The organism is Pseudochrobactrum algeriensis, from assembly GCF_018436245.1.
Lineage (GTDB): Bacteria > Pseudomonadota > Alphaproteobacteria > Rhizobiales > Rhizobiaceae > Pseudochrobactrum > Pseudochrobactrum saccharolyticum.
Genome location: NZ_CP075361.1, coordinates 1,302,633 through 1,327,246, shown reverse-complemented (window position 1 = coordinate 1,327,246; position 24,614 = coordinate 1,302,633). Strand labels below are relative to the sequence as shown.

Annotated in this window: 19 protein-coding genes; 6 read left to right on the top strand and 13 right to left on the bottom strand. The window is 52.4% G+C overall.

Going from position 1 to position 24,614, the window contains the following annotated elements; all coding sequences use genetic code 11:
• Window positions 1–53: 53 nt before the first annotated feature.
• Window positions 54–1,529, bottom strand: a complete 1,476-nt coding sequence (locus tag KHQ09_RS08240) for an MFS transporter (protein WP_213597591.1) — start codon at window positions 1,527–1,529, stop codon at window positions 54–56.
• A gap of 126 nt (window positions 1,530–1,655) precedes the next feature.
• Here KHQ09_RS08240 and KHQ09_RS08235 point away from each other — a divergent pair, with 126 nt between their 5' ends.
• On the top strand, window positions 1,656–2,231 hold the full coding sequence (locus tag KHQ09_RS08235; RefSeq protein ID WP_083646959.1) for a TetR/AcrR family transcriptional regulator: 576 nt from the start codon (window positions 1,656–1,658) through the stop codon (window positions 2,229–2,231).
• Between the two features lie 6 nt (window positions 2,232–2,237).
• On the opposite strand, the gene KHQ09_RS08230 is transcribed toward KHQ09_RS08235, so the two are convergent.
• Complete coding sequence (locus KHQ09_RS08230) at window positions 2,238–3,095, bottom strand: heme/hemin ABC transporter substrate-binding protein (RefSeq protein ID WP_238483428.1); 858 nt, start codon at window positions 3,093–3,095, stop codon at window positions 2,238–2,240.
• A 189-nt stretch (window positions 3,096–3,284) separates the two neighbouring features.
• On the opposite strand from KHQ09_RS08230, the gene KHQ09_RS08225 reads away from it, so the two are divergent.
• Together KHQ09_RS08225 and KHQ09_RS08220 are read left to right on the top strand one after the other, a co-directional pair.
• On the top strand, window positions 3,285–5,402 hold the full coding sequence (locus KHQ09_RS08225; protein ID WP_213597587.1) for a TonB-dependent hemoglobin/transferrin/lactoferrin family receptor: 2,118 nt from the start codon (window positions 3,285–3,287) through the stop codon (window positions 5,400–5,402).
• A gap of 86 nt (window positions 5,403–5,488) precedes the next feature.
• Window positions 5,489–6,574 (top strand): siderophore-interacting protein, encoded by a 1,086-nt coding sequence (locus KHQ09_RS08220; protein ID WP_213597586.1) that lies wholly within the window; start codon window positions 5,489–5,491, stop codon window positions 6,572–6,574.
• A gap of 3 nt (window positions 6,575–6,577) precedes the next feature.
• Here the strand turns inward: KHQ09_RS08220 and KHQ09_RS08215 are convergent, their stop codons facing one another.
• From KHQ09_RS08215 to KHQ09_RS08195, 5 genes are all read right to left on the bottom strand, one after another.
• A complete protein-coding gene (locus KHQ09_RS08215) occupies window positions 6,578–8,350 on the bottom strand; it encodes an SLC13 family permease (RefSeq protein ID WP_116088101.1) in 1,773 nt (590 codons plus the stop codon).
• A 223-nt stretch (window positions 8,351–8,573) separates the two neighbouring features.
• Window positions 8,574–9,167 (bottom strand): ABC-type transport auxiliary lipoprotein family protein, encoded by a 594-nt coding sequence (locus KHQ09_RS08210; RefSeq protein WP_213630826.1) that lies wholly within the window; start codon window positions 9,165–9,167, stop codon window positions 8,574–8,576.
• Entirely contained in the window at window positions 9,167–10,162 is a 996-nt protein-coding gene (locus KHQ09_RS08205) for an MlaD family protein (RefSeq protein WP_116088103.1), read from the bottom strand. The genes KHQ09_RS08210 and KHQ09_RS08205 overlap by 1 nt, the downstream gene beginning before the upstream one ends.
• Window positions 10,162–11,094, bottom strand: coding sequence for an ABC transporter ATP-binding protein (locus KHQ09_RS08200; protein ID WP_213597584.1), 933 nt, complete (start codon window positions 11,092–11,094; stop codon window positions 10,162–10,164). The genes KHQ09_RS08205 and KHQ09_RS08200 overlap by 1 nt, the downstream gene beginning before the upstream one ends.
• A gap of 33 nt (window positions 11,095–11,127) precedes the next feature.
• Complete coding sequence (locus KHQ09_RS08195; RefSeq protein ID WP_075655507.1) at window positions 11,128–12,315, bottom strand: ABC transporter permease; 1,188 nt, start codon at window positions 12,313–12,315, stop codon at window positions 11,128–11,130.
• 178 nt (window positions 12,316–12,493) lie between these two features.
• Here KHQ09_RS08195 and dgcA point away from each other — a divergent pair, with 178 nt between their 5' ends.
• The 3 genes from dgcA to KHQ09_RS08180 all read left to right on the top strand — a co-directional run bounded on the left by dgcA (window position 12,494) and on the right by KHQ09_RS08180 (window position 17,179).
• Entirely contained in the window at window positions 12,494–13,486 is a 993-nt protein-coding gene (gene dgcA / locus KHQ09_RS08190; protein ID WP_213597582.1) for an N-acetyl-D-Glu racemase DgcA, read from the top strand.
• A 363-nt stretch (window positions 13,487–13,849) separates the two neighbouring features.
• Complete coding sequence (locus KHQ09_RS08185) at window positions 13,850–16,198, top strand: NADP-dependent malic enzyme (RefSeq protein WP_083646965.1); 2,349 nt, start codon at window positions 13,850–13,852, stop codon at window positions 16,196–16,198.
• Between the two features lie 357 nt (window positions 16,199–16,555).
• Complete coding sequence (locus KHQ09_RS08180; RefSeq protein WP_213597580.1) at window positions 16,556–17,179, top strand: hypothetical protein; 624 nt, start codon at window positions 16,556–16,558, stop codon at window positions 17,177–17,179.
• Here the strand turns inward: KHQ09_RS08180 and gltX are convergent.
• The 6 genes from gltX to KHQ09_RS08150 all read right to left on the bottom strand — a co-directional run bounded on the left by gltX (window position 17,142) and on the right by KHQ09_RS08150 (window position 24,567).
• Window positions 17,142–18,515 (bottom strand): glutamate--tRNA ligase, encoded by a 1,374-nt coding sequence (gene gltX, locus KHQ09_RS08175; protein WP_213597578.1) that lies wholly within the window; start codon window positions 18,513–18,515, stop codon window positions 17,142–17,144. The two genes, KHQ09_RS08180 and gltX, sit on opposite strands and share 38 nt — an antisense overlap.
• Before the next feature lie 23 nt (window positions 18,516–18,538).
• Window positions 18,539–20,221 carry an NAD+ synthase gene (locus tag KHQ09_RS08170; protein WP_213597576.1) on the bottom strand — a complete coding sequence of 561 codons (1,683 nt, stop codon included), beginning with the start codon at window positions 20,219–20,221 and terminating at the stop codon, window positions 18,539–18,541.
• Window positions 20,222–20,303: 82 nt separating this feature from the next.
• The gene (locus tag KHQ09_RS08165; protein WP_028233502.1) at window positions 20,304–20,669 is read right to left on the bottom strand and encodes a diacylglycerol kinase; all 366 of its coding nucleotides are present in this window, start codon (window positions 20,667–20,669) and stop codon (window positions 20,304–20,306) included.
• A gap of 80 nt (window positions 20,670–20,749) precedes the next feature.
• Window positions 20,750–22,129: a class II 3-deoxy-7-phosphoheptulonate synthase gene (locus tag KHQ09_RS08160; RefSeq protein ID WP_075655519.1), complete on the bottom strand. Its 1,380-nt coding sequence runs from the start codon at window positions 22,127–22,129 to the stop codon at window positions 20,750–20,752.
• 260 nt (window positions 22,130–22,389) lie between these two features.
• On the bottom strand, window positions 22,390–23,784 hold the full coding sequence (gene gor / locus KHQ09_RS08155; protein WP_213597574.1) for a glutathione-disulfide reductase: 1,395 nt from the start codon (window positions 23,782–23,784) through the stop codon (window positions 22,390–22,392).
• A 255-nt stretch (window positions 23,785–24,039) separates the two neighbouring features.
• Window positions 24,040–24,567 carry a DUF2059 domain-containing protein gene (locus KHQ09_RS08150; protein WP_022710379.1) on the bottom strand — a complete coding sequence of 176 codons (528 nt, stop codon included), beginning with the start codon at window positions 24,565–24,567 and terminating at the stop codon, window positions 24,040–24,042.
• Window positions 24,568–24,614 lie beyond the last annotated feature (47 nt).

The following is a 24,614-nucleotide window of genomic DNA, read 5'->3' as shown; positions in this document are numbered from 1 at the left end:
CTCTGTTCAAAATAATAAGACCGGCTCATCCGTCAGAATGAGCCGGTCTTTTTTTATGCTTTCCGGTTCATCCGGAAGATCAGCAATGCCGTTGCAAAAATCAGCAATGAGGCCGTTGCGATCACCCACATAAAGGCCTGATCGAAGGCCATAAAGCCAACCTCACGCAGATGCTGCGCCTGTTCCGCAGGCAGGGTTTCTGCCAGCAGCAAAGCTTCATCCAGACTGTCACGGATCGTTTCCGGAAAACCCGATCCTTCCGGCACAATCATGAATGCCGTATAGATCGCGGTCATCAGACTGCCGAAAATCGTAACGCCTGTGGCACCGCCAAGCTCATAGGACACTTCCTCTACGGAGGCTGCCATACCGGCTTTTTCTTCAGGCGCATTGCCCATGATCGCGGTTGAAGCACCGGTCATTGCCGCACCGACACCAAACCCCATAATCATCAGACCGATCAGCCATATATGCGGTTGCATCTGGAAGCTCAGCAGATAAAGCGCAGTACCAAGACCGGTAATCAGCATACCGCCCCAAAGCACCCGCGCCTCACCAATTTTTGGCAGTCCCCAGCCAACCAGCGGCCCCGCAACAAAGGCGGCCAGCGGAATTGGCAGAATGAGCAGACCGGCCTGCAGCGGTGAATAACCGGCAACCAGTTGCAAACGCTGACTGAAAACCAGTTCTACGCCGATCAGAGCTGCCGAAGAGACAGAAGCCGCCATCACGCCGGACGAGAATTTGCGGTTACCAAACAGCGAGAAATCAACCAGCATACCATTGGTTGCCCGCTGCCTGCGATAGAACACCACCAGAGCAATCAGACCGACAATCATAGAGACGGCAAAGAGCAACATGGAACTGTCGCGCTTGGCCAGCTCTTTCAGGGCAAAAGTCACGCCGACAAGACCGATCATGACCTGAACGGAACCGACCAGATCCCATTGGCGGTTTTTATTACCGGGACGGGTCTCCAGCACGGTCAAAGCCAGAACCAGCGCAATCAGCACCACCGGCACATTGATAAGGAAGACGGAACCCCACCAGAAATATTCCAGCAAAACACCACCGACCACAGGACCGAAGGCTGCACCACCGGAGGCAACCGCCGCCCAGATACCGATTGCGAAAGAGCGTTCGTTCTCATCCTCAAAAGTCAGGCGAATGATCGAAAGCGTTGCCGGCATCATCATTGCAGCACCAACGGCAAGCAGCACGCGGGCAGCAATCAGCATTTCCGCATTTGGTGCATAGGCTGCTGCGAGTGATGCAATGCCAAAGACCACAAGCCCCGCTGTAAACATACGTTTATGCCCAAGACGGTCGCCAAGACTGCCGACACCCGGCAACAGGCCTGCAACGACCAGCGGGTAAGCATTAATAATCCAGAGTTTCTCTGATGCGCTGGCCGCAAGATCATGGGTAAGCCGCGGCAATGCTGTGTAAAGCACAGTCATATCAATCACGATCAGGAATAATGCACTTGAGACGATGGCCAGTACCAGCCAGCGATTATGCAATGTCATTGATAATATCCACTTCTTCTGTGCTGAAGTTTCAGCACTTTTATAACCTGCCCCGCAGAACGACAAAATGTGTTGTTTTACGGAAAAAGCTTGAAACCTGATGGTCGTTAATTTAAATCCATACGTATGGAAAGTAAAAAACTCAAAAAAATTGGCCGTCCGCGCACCATTGACCGCAATCATTTGCTGGATCTGGCCGAAAAGATCGTTGTGGAGCATGGCGCACCGGCTTTGACCATTGATGCGCTGGCCAAGGCTGCCGGTATCACCAAGGGTGGCGTGCAATATTGTTTCGGCAATAAAGACGGGCTGGTCGATGCCATGCTGACACGCTGGGGCATTGATTTCGACAAACAGGTGACCGCCATGCAGAATGGCAGAACCGATGCCCTCTCCCATATAGCGGCGCATATTCGCGTGACAAGGGACAGTGACCCGCTTGGTGATTCACGTCTTGCAGCCATGCTTGCCAGCCTCGAACCAAGTTCAGAACAGCTGGATAAAACACGGCAATGGTATCGCAAACAACTGGACGGGCTTGATGTCTCAACTCAGCAAGGACGCAATACCCGCCTTGCATTCATCGCCAATGAAGGTGCTTTTCTGCTGCGCAGTTTCCAGCTTTTTGATCTGAATGAAGAAGAATGGCAGCAGATTTTCCACGATATTGAAAAGCTGCTACCCAAAGATGTTGATGATTAATCCGTATTACTGTCCATACAACGCATCAGCAAGAATGCGCACAGCTTCTGCCGTACGCGGGCCGAAACCAAGCATATAGGGCCCGTCAAGAACGATCAGCGCCTTGTTTCGGGCTGCGGGTGTATTTTGCAGCGCTTTGTCCGAGAACACATCCTCTGCTTTAGGTCCGCCTGCCCCGTCGGACAGCATCAGCACCACTTCCGGCTCCGTTTCCAGCAACCATTCTGCTGACACGGCTTTATAGCCTTTATAGACCGCAAGCGGATTAACGCCCCCTGCATGGCGGATAAAGGCATCTGCCGCCGTATCACTGCCCGCGCCGCTCAGCTTCGCCAGCCCGTGGAAGAACACCACTTTCTTTCCCCGTCCTTCCGAGACTTTGCGTACATGCGCCATAGCCGCATCAAAATCTGCGATGACCGATTTTGTCAGCGCCTCACCCTGCGGCTCCAGCTGCAGGTGTGCGGCAATCAGGCTGATTTTTGTAACCAGTCCCTCACGGCTGTTAATCGCCGGAATATACAGCACAGGCACACCGGACTGATTGAGCACATCCACCACTTCCGGCGGGCCGATATCTTCTGATGCAATAATCAGATCGGGATGCAGCGCCAGCACACCTTCGGCTGACAGGCTGCGGCGATAACCGACATTGGTCTTACTGGCTGTATCCGCAGGATATTTGCTGCTGCGGTCAAGAGCGATGATTTTTTCATCCGCGCCGAGTGCATAGACGATTTCGGTCACATCAGGCCCGAGCGTGATAATGCGTTGCGCCGTGCCTTGTTGCTGCTCGGCACGGGCCGAACTCACATTCAGCCAGAACACCACAACGACCAGAGCGATTGTGAGCAAAAATATCATCTTCATCGCGTAATAATCGGGATGATTTTTCGCTTTAGTGAACAATTGTCTGATTTGCATAATTAAAGTTGACTCTACTTATCATGATTTATATAGCCTCTAATTAATATGAGTTAATGAGTCAACTTAATGCATGCCAATAGCCGGAAATCCCTCCCGCTGTGAACCGGCAGCATCATCGGGGGCAATATGAAAATCTCTCAGAATTCCGCGTTTCGTCTGCTGGGTACAACCGTGCTCAGTACAATCGGGCTGTTCGCATTCAGTGCAACACCTCTTCTTGCCCAGACTAAGCCGGTTAAAACCCAGCAACAAACAGATGAACAAAAACCCGCTGACAAAGCGAAGTCTCAGGTGCTGGAACTTGATACCATCACCATCTCTCCGCTCAGCAATGATCAGGCAGTGATTGATGCGATTGCTTCTACCAGCCTGATCTCACGTCAGCAGATCGACCGCATTCAGCCGACAACCGCTGCCGATATTTTCCGCTTCACACCGGGTGTTCATGCCTCTCTGAACGGTGATGATCCGGCAACCTCGATTAATATTCGCGGTCTTCAGCAATATGGCCGTGTTGCTGTGACGCTGGATGGCGCGAGACAGGATTACTGGCGTGTCGGCCACGGTTCCGGCTCGTTCTATATTGAACCGGAACTGCTCAAGCAGGTGACTGTTATTCGCGGCCCCGTTTCCAACATCTATGGTTCCGGTGCCATTGGCGGCGTGGTTGCTTTTGAAACCAAAGATGCCCGTGATTTTCTCTATGACGGTGAAACATGGGCTTTGAGTGAAAAGCTGCGCTACGAGAGCAACGGAAAAGGCTTCCTCACCAGTACAACCGGCGCTTACCGCTTTAATGAAAATTTCGATGTGATCGGCAATCTCAATTACCGTGACAGCGATGAATATAAAAACGGCGACGGCGATTATGTGCGCTGGACAGGTGAAAAAGCCATCAGCGGCATGGGTAAAGTCACCCTGCGCCCTGCAGAAGGCCATGAGCTGAAATTCGGCATCTCCCGCCAGAAATATGAAGATATCATCACCGGCAGCAGCGGCTCGGCTTCTCCAACCCTTTCGCGCTATAATGCTGATACGATCGTCAGCACCTATACCGGCAGCTACACCTACAGACCGGATGACAATCCGTTCTGGGATCTCTCCGTCAACGCCTATCACAGCGCGACGGATAATGACCAGTTTCAGGTCTGGCAGCTGAAAGACTATGGAAAAACCCGTTATTATGATGTTTCGACATCCGGTTTCCGCGCCCATAACAGCTCGCGTTTTGAAACCGGGAGCCTGAAACACACCGTAACCTACGGCATGGATTATTATAAATTGCGCGGACGCTCCGATACCGACAATTTCGGTAATGGCGAGCAGCAGGCCTATGGCGGCTTTGTGCAATGGCAGGGCGAATATCAGAAATGGCTCGAAGTGATCGGTGCTGTCCGTTATGACGGTTATAATCTGGATGGTACCAGCAAAGCCTCTCCGGGTAATCCGTCTCAGGATGTCAGCCTCGACGGCAATCGTGTTTCCCCGCGCCTGAGTGTCGGTATCACCCCTATTGAGGGTATCCAGTTCTACGGACTTTATGCGCAGGGTTATCGCGTTCCGCATATGCAGGATGTGTTCCGCCAGAACGGTTCTCACGGTTCCGGCTATGAGCCGAATCTGTTCCTGAAACCGGAAGTCGCCACCACCTATGAGGCGGGCATCAATCTGCGGCAGGATAATCTGATTGAAGCCGGAGATCAGCTGCGCACCAAGCTGAATATCTTCCACACCGATGTGAAAGATTACATCAACACCGTTAAAATCGACAAGTACACGACCTCGGAGAATGTCGGCACTGCCCGTCTGCGCGGTGTGGAGCTGGAAGGCACCTATGACACATGGTGGGGCTATGTGAACCTCGCAGCCTCCTATACCGATGCGGAAATGAAAGACGGTATCTATAAGGGCGAATCCCTGAGCAACACGCCGCTGCATAATTTCAGCGCCGCGCTGGGTCTTAAAGCTCTGGATGACCGTCTGGTTTACGGCATTGAATATCAGAGCCTTGGCAAAGTGACCCGTGCAATCAGCAATGGCGTGACCGTCTATCCGCGCACCGATCTGGTGAATGTCTTTGCCAACTGGCAGGTCACTGACAATGTGAAGCTCGACTTCGGCGTCGATAATATCTTCAACAAAGCCTATACCGACGCGCAAACCGGCTGGGCAACAACCACAGATATAGAACAAGGCAAAGGCCGCACTTTCAAAGTGGCCATTACCGGACGTTTCGGCGGTTAAAGCGCCAATCCTCTCCAGTCTGGCAGGCGGCATTTTATGCTGCCTGTCTTTTTTGCGTTCATCCTGTTTCCAAAATCGAGAACACCGTGTCAGAGCATTCATCATCACTGCACAGCTATGCCAATATCCGCCTCGTCAACGGGGCAAGCTACCTGCCGCCGATTATCGACCGTCTCAACTCCTATGAAGCGCATTATGATGCGCAAGAAGAACTGCACGCATTTTATTACCCTTTCGGGCAGATCGAGTTGAAATCGCAGCCTGAAGGTTATCAGGTTTCATTACGCGCCGGTGAAACTGTCGGGCTGAGCCGCCTGAAAGATCTGGCTGCCGTTGCCATCAAACTCTATACCAAAAAAGAAGCACCGGACATTCTCTGGGAAGGCGATCATGCCGGTGAGCAGGCACTGCCGCAATTCCGGCTGATGAATGTTGTCTCTGCCCGTTATTTCACGCCGCATATGCTGCGTATCCGTTTCAGCGGTGAAGACCTCAAGCGCTTTTCGCTGTTTGGCGCGATGCATGTGCGGCTGCTATTGCCGACCCAAGATGTGCCGCAGCCTGTCTGGCCGATCATGGGGCCGAACGGCCTGCCCTTCTGGCCGGATGAAACAAAGCGGCCGGCAGCGCGCGCTTACACCATCCGCAACCTCAATATTGAAGAAGGCTGGATGGAGATTGATTTCTATATTCATGAAACCGAAGGGCTGGCCAGCCAATGGGCTAAAAATGCCCGCACAGGTGATATTGCCGGTCTGATGGGGCCGGTTGGCCGTCCGCTACGGCAGGCAAAACAATATCTGATCGGTACGGATATGACCGGCCTGCCTGCTGTCGGGCGGATGCTGGAAGAATTCGCACCGGATGTTACCGGCCATGTGCTGATTACCGTTGATGCGCAATCTGATATTCAGCCGCTCACCCATCCTGAAGGCGTGACTATCGAATGGATTGTGAATGCCGATCAGGATGCCGCAGCAACAGCACTGACAGACAGGCTCCGCGCTTTGCCTTGGCCGGACGGTAGTGACAGTTTCGGCTGGTTTGCCGGTGAAGCTGACGGTGCCAAAATCATGCGCGATTACTGGCGCAAACAGCTTGGTAAATCCCGTGACCAGACACTGGTTGCCGGTTACTGGCAGAAGGATTCAACCGGCTTTATGGCCGGTTGATATTTACTGCAAAGGCCACCAGAACATCAGCACCGGTACGGCCACGCAAATAATGATGAAAGACAAAGGCAGGCCAAGGCGCGGATAATCGCTGAAACGATATCCGCCCGGCCCCATCACCAGCGTATTACACTGGTGCCCGATCGGCGAAAGAAAATCACAACCGGCACCAATCGCCACAGCCATCAGAAATGCTTCGGGTTTAAAACCGAGGCCTGAGGCAAAACTGGTGGCAATCGGCGCCATTACCAGCACTGTCGCCGCATTATTGAGGAATGGTGTGACCGCCATTGCTGTAATCAAAATCAGAGCCAGCGCACCGGCAGGTGGCATTTGATGTGCGAATATTGTCAGCCATTGCGCGATCACATCCGTTGCACCGGTTGTGCGCAAGGCATCACTCACGGGAATAAGCGCAGCCAGCATTACGAGAATCGGCCCGTCAACGGATGAATAAACCTCACTGACCGGAATAACCCGAAAGACCACCATAGCCACTGCCGCCGCAAAGAAGGCGATTGAGACAGGCACAACGCCCAAGGCAGTTATTCCGATAGCAACCAGCAGGATCGACAGCGGGATAAGCCCGCGCCGGACACTGCCGAGCAGAATGGTACGCCGCGCCAGCGGCAGGCAGCCCAGTTCGCGCAGCAATGGCGGCAAAATCCCCTGCCGTCCCTGCAACACCACCACATCGCCCTGATGCAGAATAACCTCGCGCAGACGCTCGCTGATACGCTCTCCCTGACGGCTCACCGCCAGCAGATTAACATCATAATTCTCATAAAGATTAAGTCCGCGTGCCGATGTGCCGATCAGCGCGGAATCCTTGCCGATCACCGCCTCAATAGCCTCAATCTCGGCAGAACCGGAATTCTCGGAAGGTATGCGGTCTTCCGTCAGTTTGAGCTTGCCATTGCTGACAATCGCATCCAGCGCTTTCGGATCACCTTCCAGCAGAATAACATCGCCTTCAGCAATCACCGTATCCGGCAACGGTGCAACGCGTTTTGTATCGCGCAAAATGGATGTCACCATCGCATTGCCTTCGGCCGGTTTCACCAGATCAGTGATTTTTTTACCGATAACCGTCGCGCCTTTCGGCACCCGTGCTTCCGAGACATAATTGCGGATTTCAATAGCCTCATCCACACTGACATTTTCGCGCTTACGCTGCGGAACCAGCCAGTAGAACAGTGCCAGATAAATAATCCCCACCACCGCCAGCGTTGCACCGACCGGTGTGAAATCAAACATGGTGAAACTCTCGCCCACCATTTCAGCGCGTACACGGGATACCACAATATTGGGCGATGTGCCGACCTGCGTCATCAATCCGCCAAGCAGTGCGCCAAAGGCCATCGGCATCAGAAAAACCGACGGGGAGACATTGGAACGGCGCGCAAATTGCAGTGCAACCGGAATCATAATGGCCAGAGCGCCGACATTTTTCACAAAAGCCGAGAGAACCGTCACCACGCCGACCAGCAACAGCATTTGCAACCGCACCGCATTGAGATGCGGTACAAAACGCTGCACCGCCGCCTCCATCAGGCCGGAGCGAGCCACACCGGCACTGACAATCAGCGCACTGCCGACAATGATAACAATATCATCCGCAAAACCGGTGAAAGCTTTGTCATAGGGAACCAGACCGAGACTGACAGAAATCAGCAGGAAGCACAGAGCAACCACATCATAGCGAAACCGATCCCAGATAAAGACAGCCATCATCAAAGCGATAACCATGAGTGCCAATATCTGATGCAAGGTCATACGGCCTGCTCTCCCTGTCTTTTCCCCGCTCTGTCATGAGCAAAGGGAATCGCATCTGCATATTTCAGCTTTTATACAGCAGACAGAATATTTTTCTTTTATTGATTTGGGGAGAGAAAAAAGGCGACATAAATGCCGCCTTTTAAAAAATTAAATATCTCAATGTTTTCAGAACACAAGACAGAAATACTTATCTGCCGCATGAAGATTTATCTGATTTTTATCAGATAACAGAAACCACCCATGCAACGATCTGTCTGGTCACATCACTGAAACCGGCATCCAATGCGCGGATATAGGCTTTATTACCAGCGCCGCTGACCGGTACGGATGATGTGAAGACCCGTGTGGCACGCACTTCACCTGTTTTGTCATTCAGCACACGAACGGCCAGTTCTATCTTGGCTGTCTGCGGTGAGGACGATGCATTGATACCGAAATCACGCAACTCCGCCTGCACCTGATAATTGATCGCGAGACCGTCACCCGGACGTCCGACACCACCGACAGCATTGCTGTTTTCAAATGCCTGCACCAGACGCGCCTGCACCAGATTGGTCAGACGGTCGCCCCACTGCGCCCCTTTAAGATAGGTGATGGAGCCCGGCGCATCGTGAATAACAATATTCTCGCTGTCCAAAGCTTTGAGTGCTGCCGGTGTCGGCACCAATATCTGCACATTCTTGCGCTTCTGCGATACCTGCACCTGCGGCGATGAGCTGAGGCTGAATGTATCGAGCGGTGTTGTCGTACAACCGGCCAGCAGAACTGCGGCACCGAGAACTGTCAGTTTATAGTTCAGAATATGCTTCAGCATCAGTGACGTTTCCTTCCGTCATATTGCGGCACAGTGCCTGAACCACCGAAAATAATACGCTGCGGATCCCGCTCAAGATCGGTAATCGCCTGTTCAATACGCTGCAGCGAACGGCGGCTGTCCACGACAACCGACTGTACATCGCTTAAGCCCTTGCCCGAAAAGCGCGCCAGATTATCCGCAATCGGAGCCAGACGCTTGTCCAGATTGTCCGAAGTTTTTTGAATAGAAGCGAGCGTCGCTTTCGCCTGCGCCACAACACCTTCACGGTCTTCCGGCGACAACAGCTTGTCAACTTTGGCCATGATGCCGTCCACGCGCTTGGATGCCTCATTCAGGCGCTGCATCATTTCACGCGCTTCATGAATCGTCTTCTGAACATCCGCAGCATTATCACCGATCGCACTGATTACATCGGCATTTTTGGCCAGCGCATCAGTAAAGGTCTTGGCATTATTGACTGTATCGGTCAGCGGACCACGGGCATCATTGACAAAGCCCTCCAGCCCGCCAAGCACACGCTCGGTACGGCCGAAAATATCCTTCGCGGTCGCCATAAGATCGGTAAAGATTGACGGATCAGCATTGATACGCGCCACATAGCCGCCCTTCTCCGCCTCTTCCATCAGATTAGGCTCCATCAGGCTGCCGCCCTTAAGCTCAACAAAAGCGATACCTGTCAAACCCTGAGAAGAAAGCTCGGCCTTGGTGGAACGGGTAATCGGTGTGGTGCGGTTCACTTCAGACTGCACAATCACCATATTCGGATTGAGCGGATCGAGGAACATCTGGCGCACATCGCCAACTTTAATCCCGTTAAACAGCACCTGACTGCCCTTGGACAGACCGGTAACAGAACCGGGAATACGAATTTCCAGCGGCAGCGTATCATTGCCGTCACCGAAACGCGCAGCCCAATAAACGAAACCAAATGCGGCAAGTGTCACAGCAAGTGTGAAAATACCGACCAGAACATAATTGGCTTTTGTTTCCATTACTGATTCAATTCCGTATCTGGTCCCGCATCAAGATTTGTATTCTGGTTTTCAGTCCCGCTCAAATCCGTTCCTTTTTTCTCAACCGGTATTGCTGAGCTTTTGCGCCGGCGGTTTGCTGCATTCATATCAATCTGCCGTGCTCTCTTACCGTTGAAATAGGTCTGTACCCAAGGATCGTCAAATTTCAGCAATTCTTCAACTGTGCCGTCTACCAGCACTTTCTTTTGCCCTAATACAGCAATTCGGTCGCAAATTGCAAAAAGACTATCAAGATCATGGGTTACCATATAGACGGTCAGCCCCATCGTATCGCGCAAATTGGCAATCAGATCATCGAAATCCGCTGCACCGATCGGATCAAGCCCTGATGTCGGCTCGTCGAGAAACACCACTTCGGGATCCAGCGCCAATGCGCGTGCCAGTGCAGCGCGCTTAATCATCCCGCCGGAAAGTTCAGACGGATATTTCTCCGCCGTATCCGGCTTCAGCCCCACCAGATCAATTTTGAGCCGTGCCAGTTCGTTCATCAGCTTCGGTGACAGGTCGAGATATTCGCGCATCGGCACCTGAATATTTTCCAGTACCGTCAGCGAGGAAAACAGCGCACCTTGCTGAAAAAGCACGCCCATACGCATATCAATCGCCATTTTCTGACGTTCATTGACCTTATCAACATCCTGTCCGAAAATATCGATCAGGCCGGATTTCTTCTGGTTCAGCCCCAGAATAGTGCGCATCAGCACCGACTTACCCGAACCTGACGGACCGATAAAACCAAGAACCTCGCCGCGGCGAATATCCAGATCCAGCTTGTCCAAAATCACATTACGGCCAAAAGCAACCGTAACATCACGCACGGAGATCACGGCTTCCTGCGCCGCTCCTGCATCTGTGCCCTGTGATGGCTGCCGGTTGTCTTTAATTGTCATATTCATCCGCATGTTTATCGTAATGCTTTATTTTTAGAACTCGATGGCTGCGTAGAAAATCGCAAACAAACCGTCCACGACAATCACCACAAAAATCGATTTCACCACCGATGAGGTAACACGGCGCCCCAGTGATTCTGCACTACCTTTTACCTTCATACCCTCAACCGAGGCCATAATACCGATAATCATCGCCATGAACGGCGCTTTAATCAGACCTGCAAGATAGGTTGAAGTCACAATCGCGTCACGCAACCGGCTCATAAAAGCTTCCGGCGGAATGCCCGAATAGGCCCATGCAACAAAACCGGCACCGGCCAGAGCGGCCAGATCGGCAATGATTGTCAGCATTGGCAGAACAATCACCAGCGCCACCAGTCGCGGAAACACCAGCACACCAACGGGATTGAGACCAATAACCGTCAGCGCATCGGTTTCCTCGCGCATTTTCATCGAGCCTATTTCCGCCGTGATCGCGCTGCCGGATCGCCCTGCAATCATAATCGCAGTGAGCAACACCCCGATTTCACGCAGCACGAGAATACCGACCAGATCGACCACGAAAATTTCCGCACCGAAATAGCGCAACTGAAAGGCGCCCTGCTGGGCGATAATCGCACCGATAATCGTCGACATCAGCAAGACAACAGGAATCGCGCCGACGCCCATACGGTCAATCTGATTGACGATAGCTGCATAGCTGATGCCGTTGCCGCGACCGGACTTCATCTGCGAACCGCGGATCGTCGCGCCAAGAATATGCATCGACATCAAAAAGTCATCCCGTGCCGCATACATGAAGCGGCCGAGCTTATCGAGCAGAGCAATTGCAAAAAACGGACGGCGGTGTTTTTCAGGCAGCTGATAGCGCTCAACGGCAGCGCCGACCTCTTCCAGCAGCGGTGTCCAGCTCGGGCGGATATTATCAATATGCACACTGATCTGCTGTTTGCTCAGCGCAACGCGCAGACGCTCGATCAGCCATGCTCCGGCCGTATCGAGACCGGATATGTCACCCATATCCACTTTCACAACGGGTGCCTGCATTTTATCTGCAAGACCGCTTTCCAGCTTGCGCATCTGATTATCAACGCGGGCGACAGTCAGCGACGTCCAGCGGCCGGATAAAGAGATAATAGTCGCGCCATCATCCGCCACCACATTAATTTCGGGTGCGGATGCAGGGCTGCTACTTGTTTTACCCGTTTTATCGGTCAACATGCGTCTTCCAAAACCTGAGTCTGTTTGGAAATAACCGGATCAGATATGCGCCGGATTACTTCCATCCCTTCTGCAAATATCCAAGTCTATCAGCTTTCTGATAATCCCGAACGCCTGCACCAATATGATTTATCTGCACTATACCAGGCGTAAATTTCTATAATTACGGACAGTACCAATGCAATATAATCTAAACCTGCTTATTGAGCGCTACCCGATTGCAGGGAAATTTACAATCTCGCGCGGCTCCAAAACCGAAGCAGTGGTCGTAGTGTGTGAATTGAGTGACGGTATTCACAGCGGTCACGGCGAATGTGTGCCTTATGCCCGTTACGGCGAAAGCATCGAATCAGTCAGCGAACAAATTCATGCGATTGAGCCTTTGCTGAAACAAGGCGGCTCGGCAGAAAGCCTGCGTCTGAAATTGCAATCCTTTATGCCTGCCGGTGCCGCACGCAATGCCGTGGACTGCGCTTTGTGGGATTTGCAGGCCAAACAGTCCGGCACGACAGTTGCTGCTTTGCTCAATATCGCACCGCGTCCGCTGATTACTGCGATCACCGTCTCCATTGATACGCCGGAAGCTATGGCCGCAGCCACCGCCAAGCTCGCGCATCATCCGCTGATTAAAGTGAAAATCGGTGGTGAGAATGATGCCGCACGTATTCGTGCCGTACGGGAAGCCGCATCAAAAGCACAAATCATTCTGGATGCCAATGAAGGCTGGAATGCGGATAATTTTGCTGAAAATATCGGCGTGGCCGCAGAATGCGGGATTGCACTGATCGAACAGCCGCTGCCTTCATCCGATGACAGCTATCTGTTACAGGCCAGCCGCCCTGTACCGGTCTGCGCTGATGAAAGCGCCCATACATCTGAAGGTCTGGAAAAGCTGAAAGACCGCTATGATGCGGTGAATATCAAGCTGGATAAGACCGGCGGCCTGACTGAAGCGCTGGTCATGCGTGACAAAGCCCGTTCTCTTGGCCTGCAAGTGATGGTCGGCTGCATGGTTGGTTCGTCTCTCGCCATGGCACCTGCCCTGATGGTGGCGCAGGATTCGGATTTCGTCGACCTCGACGGCCCGCTCCTGCTGGCGCGTGACCGTGAACCGGCATTGCATTATGACGGAACAACAGTCTCCCCGCCTCTGCCTGAATTGTGGGGTTAACCGGATTTCGGTTAAGCGCGATTTCACTCTGACTGAGACATAATCGCGCTCCCCTTTCGGCTACAGGCCGCAAAAGCGTATTTTTTGATTTTTACAGTGCCGAATGAGCAGTCTGTGATTTGTAACTTGCCCGAATATCCCATATACGACCTTATTCCTACAAAATGGCACGCTTGTCCGAAGCGCCTCCCTTTGAGACAAATGCGCCAGAGTGTTTTTGGTTAATGTAGTTTGGGCAGATCATTGCGGAAAAGAAATAAGTCCGGCGGACTGATTTCTCCGCACAAGCGGAACCCGCTTTTGCTTAACTGCTTAGCTGTCACGGGGATGACTACCCCAATCGTCTGACTGGACAAGAATTATATGACAAAAAAATCATCCAACGACACGAATAACACCGGCACCGCACAGGTATCCGGCACAGACAGAAAATTCTCGGATTTTGAAGAAGCGGCACTGTTTTACCACCGCTCGCCAAAGCCGGGTAAGCTGGAAATCCAGCCAACAAAAACACTCGGCAACCAGCGCGATCTGGCTCTGGCCTATTCCCCGGGTGTTGCAGCTCCTTGTCTTGCTATTCAGGATGATCCGGCACTGGCTGCCGATTATACTGCCCGCGCCAATCTGGTTGCGGTTATTTCCAACGGTACAGCCGTTCTCGGTCTCGGCAATATCGGCCCGTTGGCTTCCAAGCCGGTGATGGAAGGTAAAGCCGTATTGTTCAAGAAATTTGCCGATATTGATGTTTTCGACATTGAAATCGACTCGCTCAAAGTCGAACGTATGGTTGATGTGATTTCCGCACTGGAACCAACCTTCGGCGGCATCAATCTGGAAGACATCAAAGCGCCGGAATGTTTCGAAGTTGAAGAACAACTTCGCGCTAAAATGAACATTCCTGTTTTCCACGACGACCAGCACGGCACAGCGATTATCGTAGCCGCTGCAGTTATGAATGGTCTGGAACTGGCCGGCAAAGATATCACCAAAGCCAAAATTGCGGTTTCCGGCGCCGGTGCGGCAGCGCTTGCCTGCCTTAACCTGCTGGTCAGCCTTGGCGCACAGCACAAGAATATCTGGGTCAGCGATCTGGAAGGCGTTGTCTATAAAGGCCGTAACGAGCTGATGGACCGCTGGAAAGAGGTCTATGCTCAGGATACCGATGCCCGCACATTGAATGACATTATCGCGGATGCGGATGTGTTCCTCGGCGTGTCTGCCGCAGGTGTATTGAAGCCGGAAATGGTTGCCAAAATGGCGCCTACCCCGCTGATTATGGCTCTGGCCAATCCGAAGCCGGAAATCATGCCGGAAGAAGCCCGTGCCGTGCGTGAAGATGCAATCATCTGCACCGGCCGTTCGGACTATCCGAACCAGGTGAACAATGTTCTCTGCTTCCCTTATATTTTCCGCGGCGCGCTGGATGTCGGCGCAACAGCCATCAATGAAGAAATGAAAATGGCTGCGGTGAAGGCAATTGCTGCTCTCGCCCGAGAAGAAGTATCCGATGTGGCAGCCCGTGCTTATTCCGGTGACACACCGGTATTTGGTGCCAATTATCTGATCCCGTCGCCGTTTGATCCGCGTCTGATCCTGCGTATTGCTCCGGCTGTGGCAGAAGCTGCCATGGAAACTGGTGTGGCAACCCGCCCGATCACCGATATGGAAGCCTATATCGACCGTCTCAACCGCTTCGTGTTCCGCTCCGGCCTGATTATGAAGCCGGTCTTTGCCGCTGCACGCCGCTCGGCAGACAAAAAACGCGTTATTTATGCCAATGGTGAAGAAGAACGCGTGCTGCGCGCTGCTCAGGTGGTGCTGGAAGAAGGCATTGCACAGCCGATCCTGATCGGCCGTCCGAATGTGATCGAAACCCGCCTGCAGCGCTATGCGCTGAAAATCAAACCGGGTGTTGATTTTGAAATTATCAATCCGGAAGATGATCCGCGTTACCGTGACTATGTTGATCTGATGCATAAGCTGACCGGTCGTCAGGGTATGACACCGGAAGCCGCCCGTTCCATCGTGCGCACCAATCCGACGGTAATTGCTGCTCTGGCCATGATGCGCAATGAAGCCGATGCGATGATCTGCGGTCTCGAAGGCCGTTTTGAACGTCACCTGACGCTGGTCAAACAGATTCTCGGTGTTCAGACCGGCCTGCATGATCTTTCCACACTCAGCCTGCTGATCTCCTCACGCGGTACCCTGTTCTTTACAGATACCTATGTGACCATTGATCCGAGCGCTGAAGAAATCGCGGAAATGACCATTCTGGCAGCAAAAGAAATCCGCCGCTTCGGTATTGAGCCGAAGGCAGCCCTGCTGTCGCATTCCAACTTTGGTTCGCGCGATTCAAAAAGCGCAGCCAAAATGCGTCAGGCCTGCGCAATTCTGCAGGAACGCGCACCGGAGCTGGAAGTGGATGGTGAAATGCATGGTGACGCGGCTCTGTCGCAGTTCCAGCGTGACCGCGTATTCCCGAATTCCCGTCTGAAGGGCGAAGCCAATCTGCTGGTCTTCCCTAATCTGGATGCCGCGAATATCACCATGAATGTGCTGAAGACTGTGACCGATGCCCTGCATGTCGGCCCGATCCTGCTTGGTGCAGCCCGTCCTGCGCATATTCTCACACCATCCGTCACATCGCGCGGTATTGTCAATATGACAGCACTGGCCGTTGTTGAGGCTTCACAGCGCACAACAGCCTGATTTCAACAGCGCTATAAAAAATATTTGAACGCCGCATAGCTTCAAAACTATGCGGCGTTTTTTGTTAGCAATAAAATTTGAACCACAGGCACCAAAATATGATTTAAATTTCAAAATATTATTATAAATCAATAATTTACACGTCATTTACTATCAATATTCATACTCTTCCCATTAGCAGTTCATTGCATTTGAGCGGAGTATTTCATGTTTTCATCAATCCATTTCAGAATAGCAGTTTTTCAATTTTCAGCATTTAAAGCCGTGTTGGTTGCAGCCATACTTATATTTGCAAGCGCCCCAGCAATTTCACAGAACCTCTCTGATGGTCGTATATGCCGTGCCTATGAGCAGGATTTGCGCAATCTTGATTATCATACCAGCCTGAATGCGCGGCAGGCCAAACGCTACCAACAGCTGAGCCAGATGCAGCGGCAGGCCAATAGTGATGCCAGACGCTATTCCTGCAATCCGGGACCATTCAGCAATGGTTCTGCTTCAGAAGAATGCCGCTATATACGTGCATCCCAACACCGTATCGAAACCGCATTGCAGCAAATTTCCCGTGCAGCGGCCACACCGCAGCAGAGGTATCTGCGGCAGGTAATCTATACAGATATGCGTCGCTTGAATTGCCGCAGCCCGCAAGAAGTTGAGCGCTTGATGAAAGAAAATCGCGTTGTGAACTCAGCGCGCAAGCGCATTAAACAGACTTATAAAAAGCCGAAAACTGTCAAGCAGGCCGCATTGCAGCAGCCAATCGTCTTCGTACCTGCGGAAAACGTAACCAGCACCACGGATATGATACCGGTTAAGGCAACTGCCAGTGTCGGCAAATCACCCTTCTCTATTCCGGCAGCACCCGCGATGAAACATACAAAAGCGGCGGAGAAATCCCCGCCGCTTATTCAGGAAGCCGTTGATTATGTGCCTGATCCGGCGATCAGGCGCGTCGGGCCACCGTATTTTCCCGCCCGATAAGCGGCAAGAGATCAGCCAGTTCAGGGCCGGAAGCAACACCGGTCAGCGCCAGACGCAAAGGCATGAACAATGTTTTGCCTTTGCGGCCGGTTGCAGCCTTCACAGCCTCTGTCCAGACTTTCCAGACATCACTGCCCCAAGGCGCTTCAGGCAACAGATCGAAAGCCTGCGCGATGAAATCCTTGTCTTCATCGGCCACTGCATCACTGAAAGGCGCTGTGCGGTTGACGATTTCCCACCACTGCGCAGCATCCTGCACATGGTCAATATTACCACGCACAGTTGCCCAGAAGGCTTCAGCTTTGTCGCCGGAAATACCCAAGGCTGCCAGACGCGGTTCAACATCGGCAAATTCCAGATGATGGATCAAAGCGCGGTTGAGACCAGTCAGATCAGCCGGATCGAATTTGGCATTGGATTTTGATGCATGGGACGGCTCATAGCGTGCCGCCAGCTCTTCCATAGTTGCAATCGGCTCAACATTATCCGATGTACCGGTCAGCACCGCCAGAGAAGCAACCGCCATAGGCTCCACACCGGCTTCGCGCAGACTACCAACCGACAAAGCACCGGAGCGCTTGGACAGGCCTTCACCGCTTGTTGTAGTCAGCAGATTATGATGACCGAAGACCGGCACCACATCGCTCAGCGCGCGAAAAATTGCAATCTGTGCGCCGGTATTGGTCACGTGGTCGTCGCCACGGATAATATGGGTAATGCCCATATCAATATCATCCACCACCGATGGCAGCGTATAGAGATAGGTACCGTCTTCGCGCACCAGCACCGGATCGGACATGGACGCAAGATCAACAGTCTGCGGGCCGCGCACCAGATCATCCCAATGCACTTCTGTACGCTCGGTTTCAAACGGCGTTGCTTTGAAATTCGGCAGCAGAAAACGCCAATGCGGCCTACGGCCTTCAGCTTCAAAAGCCGCCTTCTGTTCATCCGCCAGTTTCAGTGCATCGCGGCCATAGACCGGTGGCAAACGGCGGGTCAGACGTAATTTACGGCGCAGTTCCAGTTCTTCTGCTGTTTCATAACAGGCATAGAGCAGACCGGCTGCTTTCAGTTTTTCAACAGCAGCATCATAAACGGCAAAACGCTTGGACTGATACTCGACGCGGGATGGTTTAATACCCAGCCAGTCAATATCGCGGGCAATTGCTTCCGCATATTCTGATCGAGAGCGCTCCACATCCGTATCATCGTAACGCAGGATGAATTGCCCCTTATTTTTGAGCGCAAACAGCCAGTTATAAAGCGCCGGACGGGCATTGCCGATATGGATATAGCCGGTCGGCGACGGTGCAAAACGAACGATTACAGTCATAATTTTCTTCTTTGTTTTTTGTATTAATGCCGGTCGCGGAAGCGGTTGGTTATCGGATAACGACGGTCGCGGCCAAAATTCTTGGTGGTAATCTTCACACCCGGCGCTGATTGCCGACGCTTATATTCGGCGATGTAAAGCAGATGCTCCACACGCTCGACCACAGCGCGATCATAGCCCTCAGCGACAATCTCATCCACGCTGCGTTCATGCTCGACCAGCGCCTCCAGAACCGCATCCAGCACCGGATATGGCGGCAGGGAGTCCTGATCGGTCTGATTATCGCGCAATTCGGCGCTCGGCGCTTTGTCGATAATATTTTGCGGTACGACTATACCTTCAGGCCCCATCGCACCTTCAGGCAGATGATGGTTGCGCCAGTCGGCCAGCGCATAGACCTGCATCTTGTAGAGGTCTTTAATCGGGTTAAAGCCGCCATTCATATCGCCGTAAAGCGTGGCATAGCCGACAGCCATTTCCGACTTATTGCCGGTGGTCACAACCATCGAGCCGAATTTGTTGGAAATCGCCATCAGAATAACGCCACGGGCGCGGCTCTGCAGATTTTCTTCAGTTACACCGCTCTCCGTGCCTGCAAACAACGGCTCAAGCACATTGAGAAAGCCCTCAACAGGTTCTGCAATCGGCACAATATCATAACGGCAGCCAAGTGCTTCAGCGCAGTCTTTAGCGTCTTTGAGCGACATTTCGGACGTATAGCGATAAGGCAGCATCACTGTATGCACGCGGTCTTTACCCAGAGCATCAACAGCCAGCGCCGCGCAAATTGCTGAGTCCAGCCCGCCGGACAGACCAAGCACGACACTTTTGAAACCGTTTTTATTCACATAATCACGCAGGCCATGCATACAGGCGAGATAATCCGCTTCCTCACCTTCCGGCACCCAATTGCGGTCGCCGTCTGCACAAGACCAGCCATCCGCACCGCGTGTCCAGTCACTCATGGAGACCAGTTCTTCAAACTGCGGCAATTGCACAGCCAGATGATGATTGGCATTGATGACAAATGAACCCCCATCGAACAGAAGTTCGTCCTGCCCGCCGGTCTGGTTGGCATAGACCAATGGCAGACCGGTTTCGACAACCTGACGTACGGCAATCTGATGGCGCACTTCCATCTTGGAGCGGTGATAAGGCGAGCCATTCGGCACCAGCAGAATTTCCGCGCCGCTCTCTGCCAGCGTTTCACAAACGCCGAGCTCACCCCAGATATCTTCGCAGACGGGAACACCTAAACGTACACCACGGAAATTCACCGGCCCCGGCATAGCGCCAGCCTGAAAATTGCGCTGTTCGTCAAATTCACCATAATTCGGCAGGTCAACTTTGAAACGCTCGGCAATGACCTTACCACCATCCAGCACCATCACTGCATTATGCAGACCGGTTTCGCGCTGCAAAGGTGTGCCGATAATCACTCCCGGTCCGCCATCCGCAGTTTCCAGCGCAAAGGCCTGCACTGTTTTTTCACAGGCTTTGACAAAAGCAGGCTTGGAAACCAGATCTTCCGGCGGATAGCCGCAGATGAACAATTCAGTAAACAGGATCAGGTCCGCCTTGGCATCAGCCGCAGTTTTGCGGGCTGCGCGCGCCTTGGCAATATTGCCCTGAAGATCGCCCATAACCGGATTCAGCTGGGCGATTGCGATACGTAATTTATCGGGAGATGTGGTCTGTGTGCTCATAGCACAAGCATTACCGCGACTGCCTTTTTCTTGCAATGAGAAACGGGTGCAGATCAGTGAATACAGGCACCCATATCATCATTTAAGCAGAAAAAATCAGCGGTCGTACAAGCGGCCAGAGATGATAAATCCAGATGGTTGCACACATGATCGAAGCGATCAGCACGGCAAGTGAGCCTGCATCTTTGGCAATCTGAATATCTTTCTTGAAATCACGGCTGATAGCGTTGCAGGTAGCTTCAACGGACGTATTGATGACTTCCACCAGCAACAGAAATAATACCGCGCCAACCAGCAACAGATAGGCTGCCATATCCGCAGCCACAAACCATGCCACAGGCAGCGAAACAAGCAACAGAAGCAATTCCTGCTGCACCGGCTTTTCATGGCGCGCCAGATGGTTCAGCGACCGCATAGAATTGATAAATGCTTTAAAAATGCGTTCCATATTGCCCCGCAATAAACCGGAAATCATAAAAATACGGGCGGGAAACCAAGCCCCGCCCGTATAGTTTTAGCTATTTAAAATCAGGCATTTGCCGCGATTTTCTGAGGTTGTGAATCACGGTCTTTCTTCAGAAGTTCAGCCACGAGGAATGCCAGCTCCAGAGCCTGATCCGCATTGAGGCGCGGATCGCAATGGGTGTGGTAACGGTCGGACAGGTCTTCTGCAGAAATGGCGCGTGCACCGCCGGTGCATTCGGTCACATTCTTACCAGTCATTTCGATATGAATACCACCGGCATGAGTGCCTTCGGCCTGATGCACTGCAAAGAAGCTCTGAACTTCTTTCAGAATACGGTCAAACGGACGGGTCTTATAACCAGCAGCAGTGATCGTATTGCCATGCATCGGATCGCAGGACCAGACAACCTTACGGCCTTCCTTCTCAACCGCACGGATCAGACGCGGCAGATGATCTTCCACTTTGTCATAGCCGAAACGGGCAATCAGGGTCAGACGACCGGCTTCATTTTCCGGATTCAAACGGTCGATGAGACGCAGCAGATCATCAGCTTCCAGTGACGGACCGCATTTCATACCGATCGGGTTCTTGATACCACGGCAATATTCAATATGCGCATGATCCAGCTGGCGGGTACGGTCGCCGATCCACATCATGTGGCCGGATGTGCCATACCAGTCACCCGAGGTCGAATCCACACGGGTCAGCGCTTCTTCATAGCCAAGCAGCAGAGCTTCGTGGCTGGTGTAGAAATCAGTTTCACGCAGCGCATGATTGCTGTCTGCGGTAATACCGATAGAGCGCATGAAATTGATGGTCTCGGAAATGCGGTTGGCAACGGCAACATAGCGCTCGTTCTGCGGGCTGTCCGAAACAAAGCCGAGCGTCCATTTATGCACGTTTTCCAGATTGGCATAGCCACCCTGTGCGAAAGCACGTAACAGGTTGAGCGTTGCCGCAGACTGGCGGTAAACCATTTCCTGACGGTTCGGATCCGGAATGCGCGATGCTTCATTGAACTCGATACCGTTGATGACATCGCCACGGTAAGAAGGCAGTTCCACACCATTCACGGTTTCCATGTCGCTTGAGCGCGGCTTGGCAAACTGACCGGCAATACGGCCAATTTTAACAACAGGCTGTGATCCGCCGAAAGTCAGCACAACAGCCATCTGCAAAAACACGCGGAAAAAGTCGCGGATATTGTCCGCGCCATGTTCCGCAAAGCTTTCTGCACAATCGCCACCCTGTAAAAGGAAGGCGCGACCTTCAGCCACTTCGGCCAGTTGCCTGGTAAGCTTGCGCGCTTCCCCTGCAAAAACCAAAGGCGGATATGTACGCAGACGAGCCTCGACATCGGCCAAAGCCTGCGCGTCCGGATAAGAAGGCACTTGCTTAATCGGCATGCCTCTCCAGGATTGCGGTGTCCAGTTCTTCGTCATTATAGCACCTGTAATATATTCTGATTTTATTTAGAGTTATCCCCTGCTGCACCGCACCATTGCAGTAACAGCCTTGCGTATATAGTCCACCGGAAGACAATGTACCAGCCGCAATTAAGCCGACAGGCTCCAGCCTTGTCATTTTTGCCAAGATTTAAGTCACATCTTGTAATTTTATGACGAAATCCATCAAAACTCACAAAAAAACCGGCGATTACCACCGCCGGTCTGTCACTCTGTCTCATGAGCGATACAAATAGTCAGCCCTGACGCTGTCCTTTGACCAGCCTGTAGCTTGGTGTGTACATGGTCACGAACTCTTCCGCAGCGGAAGGATGCAGCGCCATTGTACGGTCAAAATCATCTTTTGTCGCTGCCGCTTTCAAGGCAATACCAAGCAGCTGCGCCATTTCACCGGCATCCGGTCCGAGCACATGGGCACCCAGCACTTTGCGCGTATCCCCATCGACAACCAGCTTGGTCAGCATTTTCTCATAGCGTCCGGCCAGCGTATTGCGCATCGGACGGAAATGCGCGCGATAGATTTCAACATTGGCATATTGCTTCGCCGCATCTTCCTCCGACATGCCAACAGTGCCGATTTCCGGCTGCGAGAAGACAGCGGTCGGGATCAGCTCATGGTCAGGGCGCATCGGATTGCCCTTAAATGCCGTTTCAAGGAAGCACATAGCCTCATGAATGGCGACAGGCGTCAGCTGAACACGATTGGTCACATCACCGACAGCCCAGATATTCTCCACATTGGTATGGGAATATTCGTCAACAATGATCGAACCGTCTTCCGCTTGCTTCACACCGGCATTTTCAAGGCCAAGCCCCTTGGTATTCGGTACGCGGCCGATTGCCTGTAACACCTGATCGGCAGCCAGCACCTCACCATTGCTCAGTGTAACACTCAGACGGTGCTCACCTTCAGCCTCTGCAACTGAGGTAATATTGGCTTCCGTGACAATACGGATGCCTTTTTCAATCATCGCCTCAGTGACCAGCCGGAACAGATCGCCGTCAAAACGGTGCAAAATCTGCTTACCACGATAGACCAGCGTAGTTTCAACACCCAGACCGTTGAAAATACCGGCAAATTCAACGGCAATATAACCGCCGCCCTGAATAACAATGGATTTCGGCAGCTTAGCCAGATCAAAAACCTGATCGGAATTGATACAAAGCTCGTGCCCAGGCATTGCATCATCCATAAACGGATGACCACCGGTCGCGATCAGAATGGTTTCCGCAGTAACGGTTTTACCGCTACCGACCAGTTCAATCGTATGGGCATCTTTTAGCACAGCACGATAAGGCAGAATCTCCGTCTTCGCATTGTTCAAACCCTTGGTATAAAGGCCTTCAAGACGGGTAATTTCAGCTTCTTTATTGGCTACCAGCTTTGACCAGTCAAAACTGGTTTCACCGACAGTCCAGCCATAGCCCGCAGCATCACTGAAATGTTCCGGAAACTGGGATGCATAGACATAAAGCTTTTTCGGCACGCAGCCGCGGATCACACAAGTGCCGCCCATGCGAAACTCTTCTGCCAGCCCGACGCGTTTTCCCATAGCTCCGGCAAGACGCCCTGCCCGAACACCGCCGGAACCGCCGCCGATCACAAACAGGTCATAGTCATAACTGGTCATTTTAGTCTCCGAATTTTTTACGCGTTATCCGAATATGTTACCGGCACAATGGCTTAACAAGAGGAACCGTTACAGAACGTTACAACAGTCAAATTTGAGATTGAATCGTTGAAACCGATGTAACTCATTGTTTTTACGTATCATCCCACACAGTCTTGCTGGAAATGCCGTAAAGTCACAAGCTCAACGTGCCAAATAATATGCAATAAAAAAGCCCGGCACTCAGACCGGGCTTTTTCTGTCATTGAGACTGAATTATTCAGCAGCAGCCGGAGCTGCACTGCCGGCAGCTTTCGCCAGCACTTCACCAACCTGCATAGCCAGATCACGGGCAACGCCGTTCTGCCAAACTTCAGCAGCCTTCAGCACTTCACGGGTTACAATCGGGCCTTCAGAAATCAGCTTCTTACCGGCTTCGGATGTATAGAAGCCGCTGATGGCCTTCAGTTCATCTTCACTGAAAGAATTTGCATAGGCACGGGCAGCTTCGGTTTCCAGATCGGAGCGGCGGGCAGCCAGTGCCAGAGCCTTATCATCAACTGTTTTGGTGATGATTGCTTCGAGATTCGGGTCTTTCTGGATCAGCTCAGATTTCAGAGCCTGTGCTGCACGTGGCAGAATGCCGTCAAACTGTTCGGTAGCGCCGATTGCAGCAATTGCAGCACGCGCGGCTGCCAGATGAGACTGCGAAGCCTCCTGAGCCTGCGCGAGATTGACACCAGCCAGTACTGTAAGCGCCGCCAGCGGCGCAATAAGACGGCGATAGCCAGTTGCCTTGGTCATATGGTCAATACTCCGTTTTTATTCACTTTACACCGTTCTGTACGGCG

What these genes read in the sequence shown, in the direction of transcription:
- KHQ09_RS08185 (WP_083646965.1), top strand. Translation starts at nt 13,850, where the DNA reads ATGACAAAAAAATCATCCAACGACACGAATAACACCGGCACCGCACAG.
- KHQ09_RS08210 (WP_213630826.1), bottom strand. Translation starts at nt 9,167, where the DNA reads ATGCTGAAGCATATTCTGAACTATAAACTGACAGTTCTCGGTGCCGCA.
- KHQ09_RS08205 (WP_116088103.1), bottom strand. Translation starts at nt 10,162, where the DNA reads ATGGAAACAAAAGCCAATTATGTTCTGGTCGGTATTTTCACACTTGCT.
- KHQ09_RS08200 (WP_213597584.1), bottom strand. Translation starts at nt 11,094, where the DNA reads ATGACAATTAAAGACAACCGGCAGCCATCACAGGGCACAGATGCAGGA.
- KHQ09_RS08160 (WP_075655519.1), bottom strand. Translation starts at nt 22,129, where the DNA reads ATGACGAAGAACTGGACACCGCAATCCTGGAGAGGCATGCCGATTAAG.
- dgcA (WP_213597582.1), top strand. Translation starts at nt 12,494, where the DNA reads ATGCAATATAATCTAAACCTGCTTATTGAGCGCTACCCGATTGCAGGG.
- gor (WP_213597574.1), bottom strand. Translation starts at nt 23,784, where the DNA reads ATGACCAGTTATGACTATGACCTGTTTGTGATCGGCGGCGGTTCCGGC.
- KHQ09_RS08215 (WP_116088101.1), bottom strand. Translation starts at nt 8,350, where the DNA reads ATGACCTTGCATCAGATATTGGCACTCATGGTTATCGCTTTGATGATG.
- KHQ09_RS08235 (WP_083646959.1), top strand. Translation starts at nt 1,656, where the DNA reads ATGGAAAGTAAAAAACTCAAAAAAATTGGCCGTCCGCGCACCATTGAC.
- KHQ09_RS08150 (WP_022710379.1), bottom strand. Translation starts at nt 24,567, where the DNA reads ATGACCAAGGCAACTGGCTATCGCCGTCTTATTGCGCCGCTGGCGGCG.
- KHQ09_RS08195 (WP_075655507.1), bottom strand. Translation starts at nt 12,315, where the DNA reads ATGTTGACCGATAAAACGGGTAAAACAAGTAGCAGCCCTGCATCCGCA.
- gltX (WP_213597578.1), bottom strand. Translation starts at nt 18,515, where the DNA reads ATGACTGTAATCGTTCGTTTTGCACCGTCGCCGACCGGCTATATCCAT.
- KHQ09_RS08240 (WP_213597591.1), bottom strand. Translation starts at nt 1,529, where the DNA reads ATGACATTGCATAATCGCTGGCTGGTACTGGCCATCGTCTCAAGTGCA.
- KHQ09_RS08230 (WP_238483428.1), bottom strand. Translation starts at nt 3,095, where the DNA reads ATGATATTTTTGCTCACAATCGCTCTGGTCGTTGTGGTGTTCTGGCTG.
- KHQ09_RS08165 (WP_028233502.1), bottom strand. Translation starts at nt 20,669, where the DNA reads ATGGAACGCATTTTTAAAGCATTTATCAATTCTATGCGGTCGCTGAAC.
- KHQ09_RS08170 (WP_213597576.1), bottom strand. Translation starts at nt 20,221, where the DNA reads ATGAGCACACAGACCACATCTCCCGATAAATTACGTATCGCAATCGCC.
- KHQ09_RS08225 (WP_213597587.1), top strand. Translation starts at nt 3,285, where the DNA reads ATGAAAATCTCTCAGAATTCCGCGTTTCGTCTGCTGGGTACAACCGTG.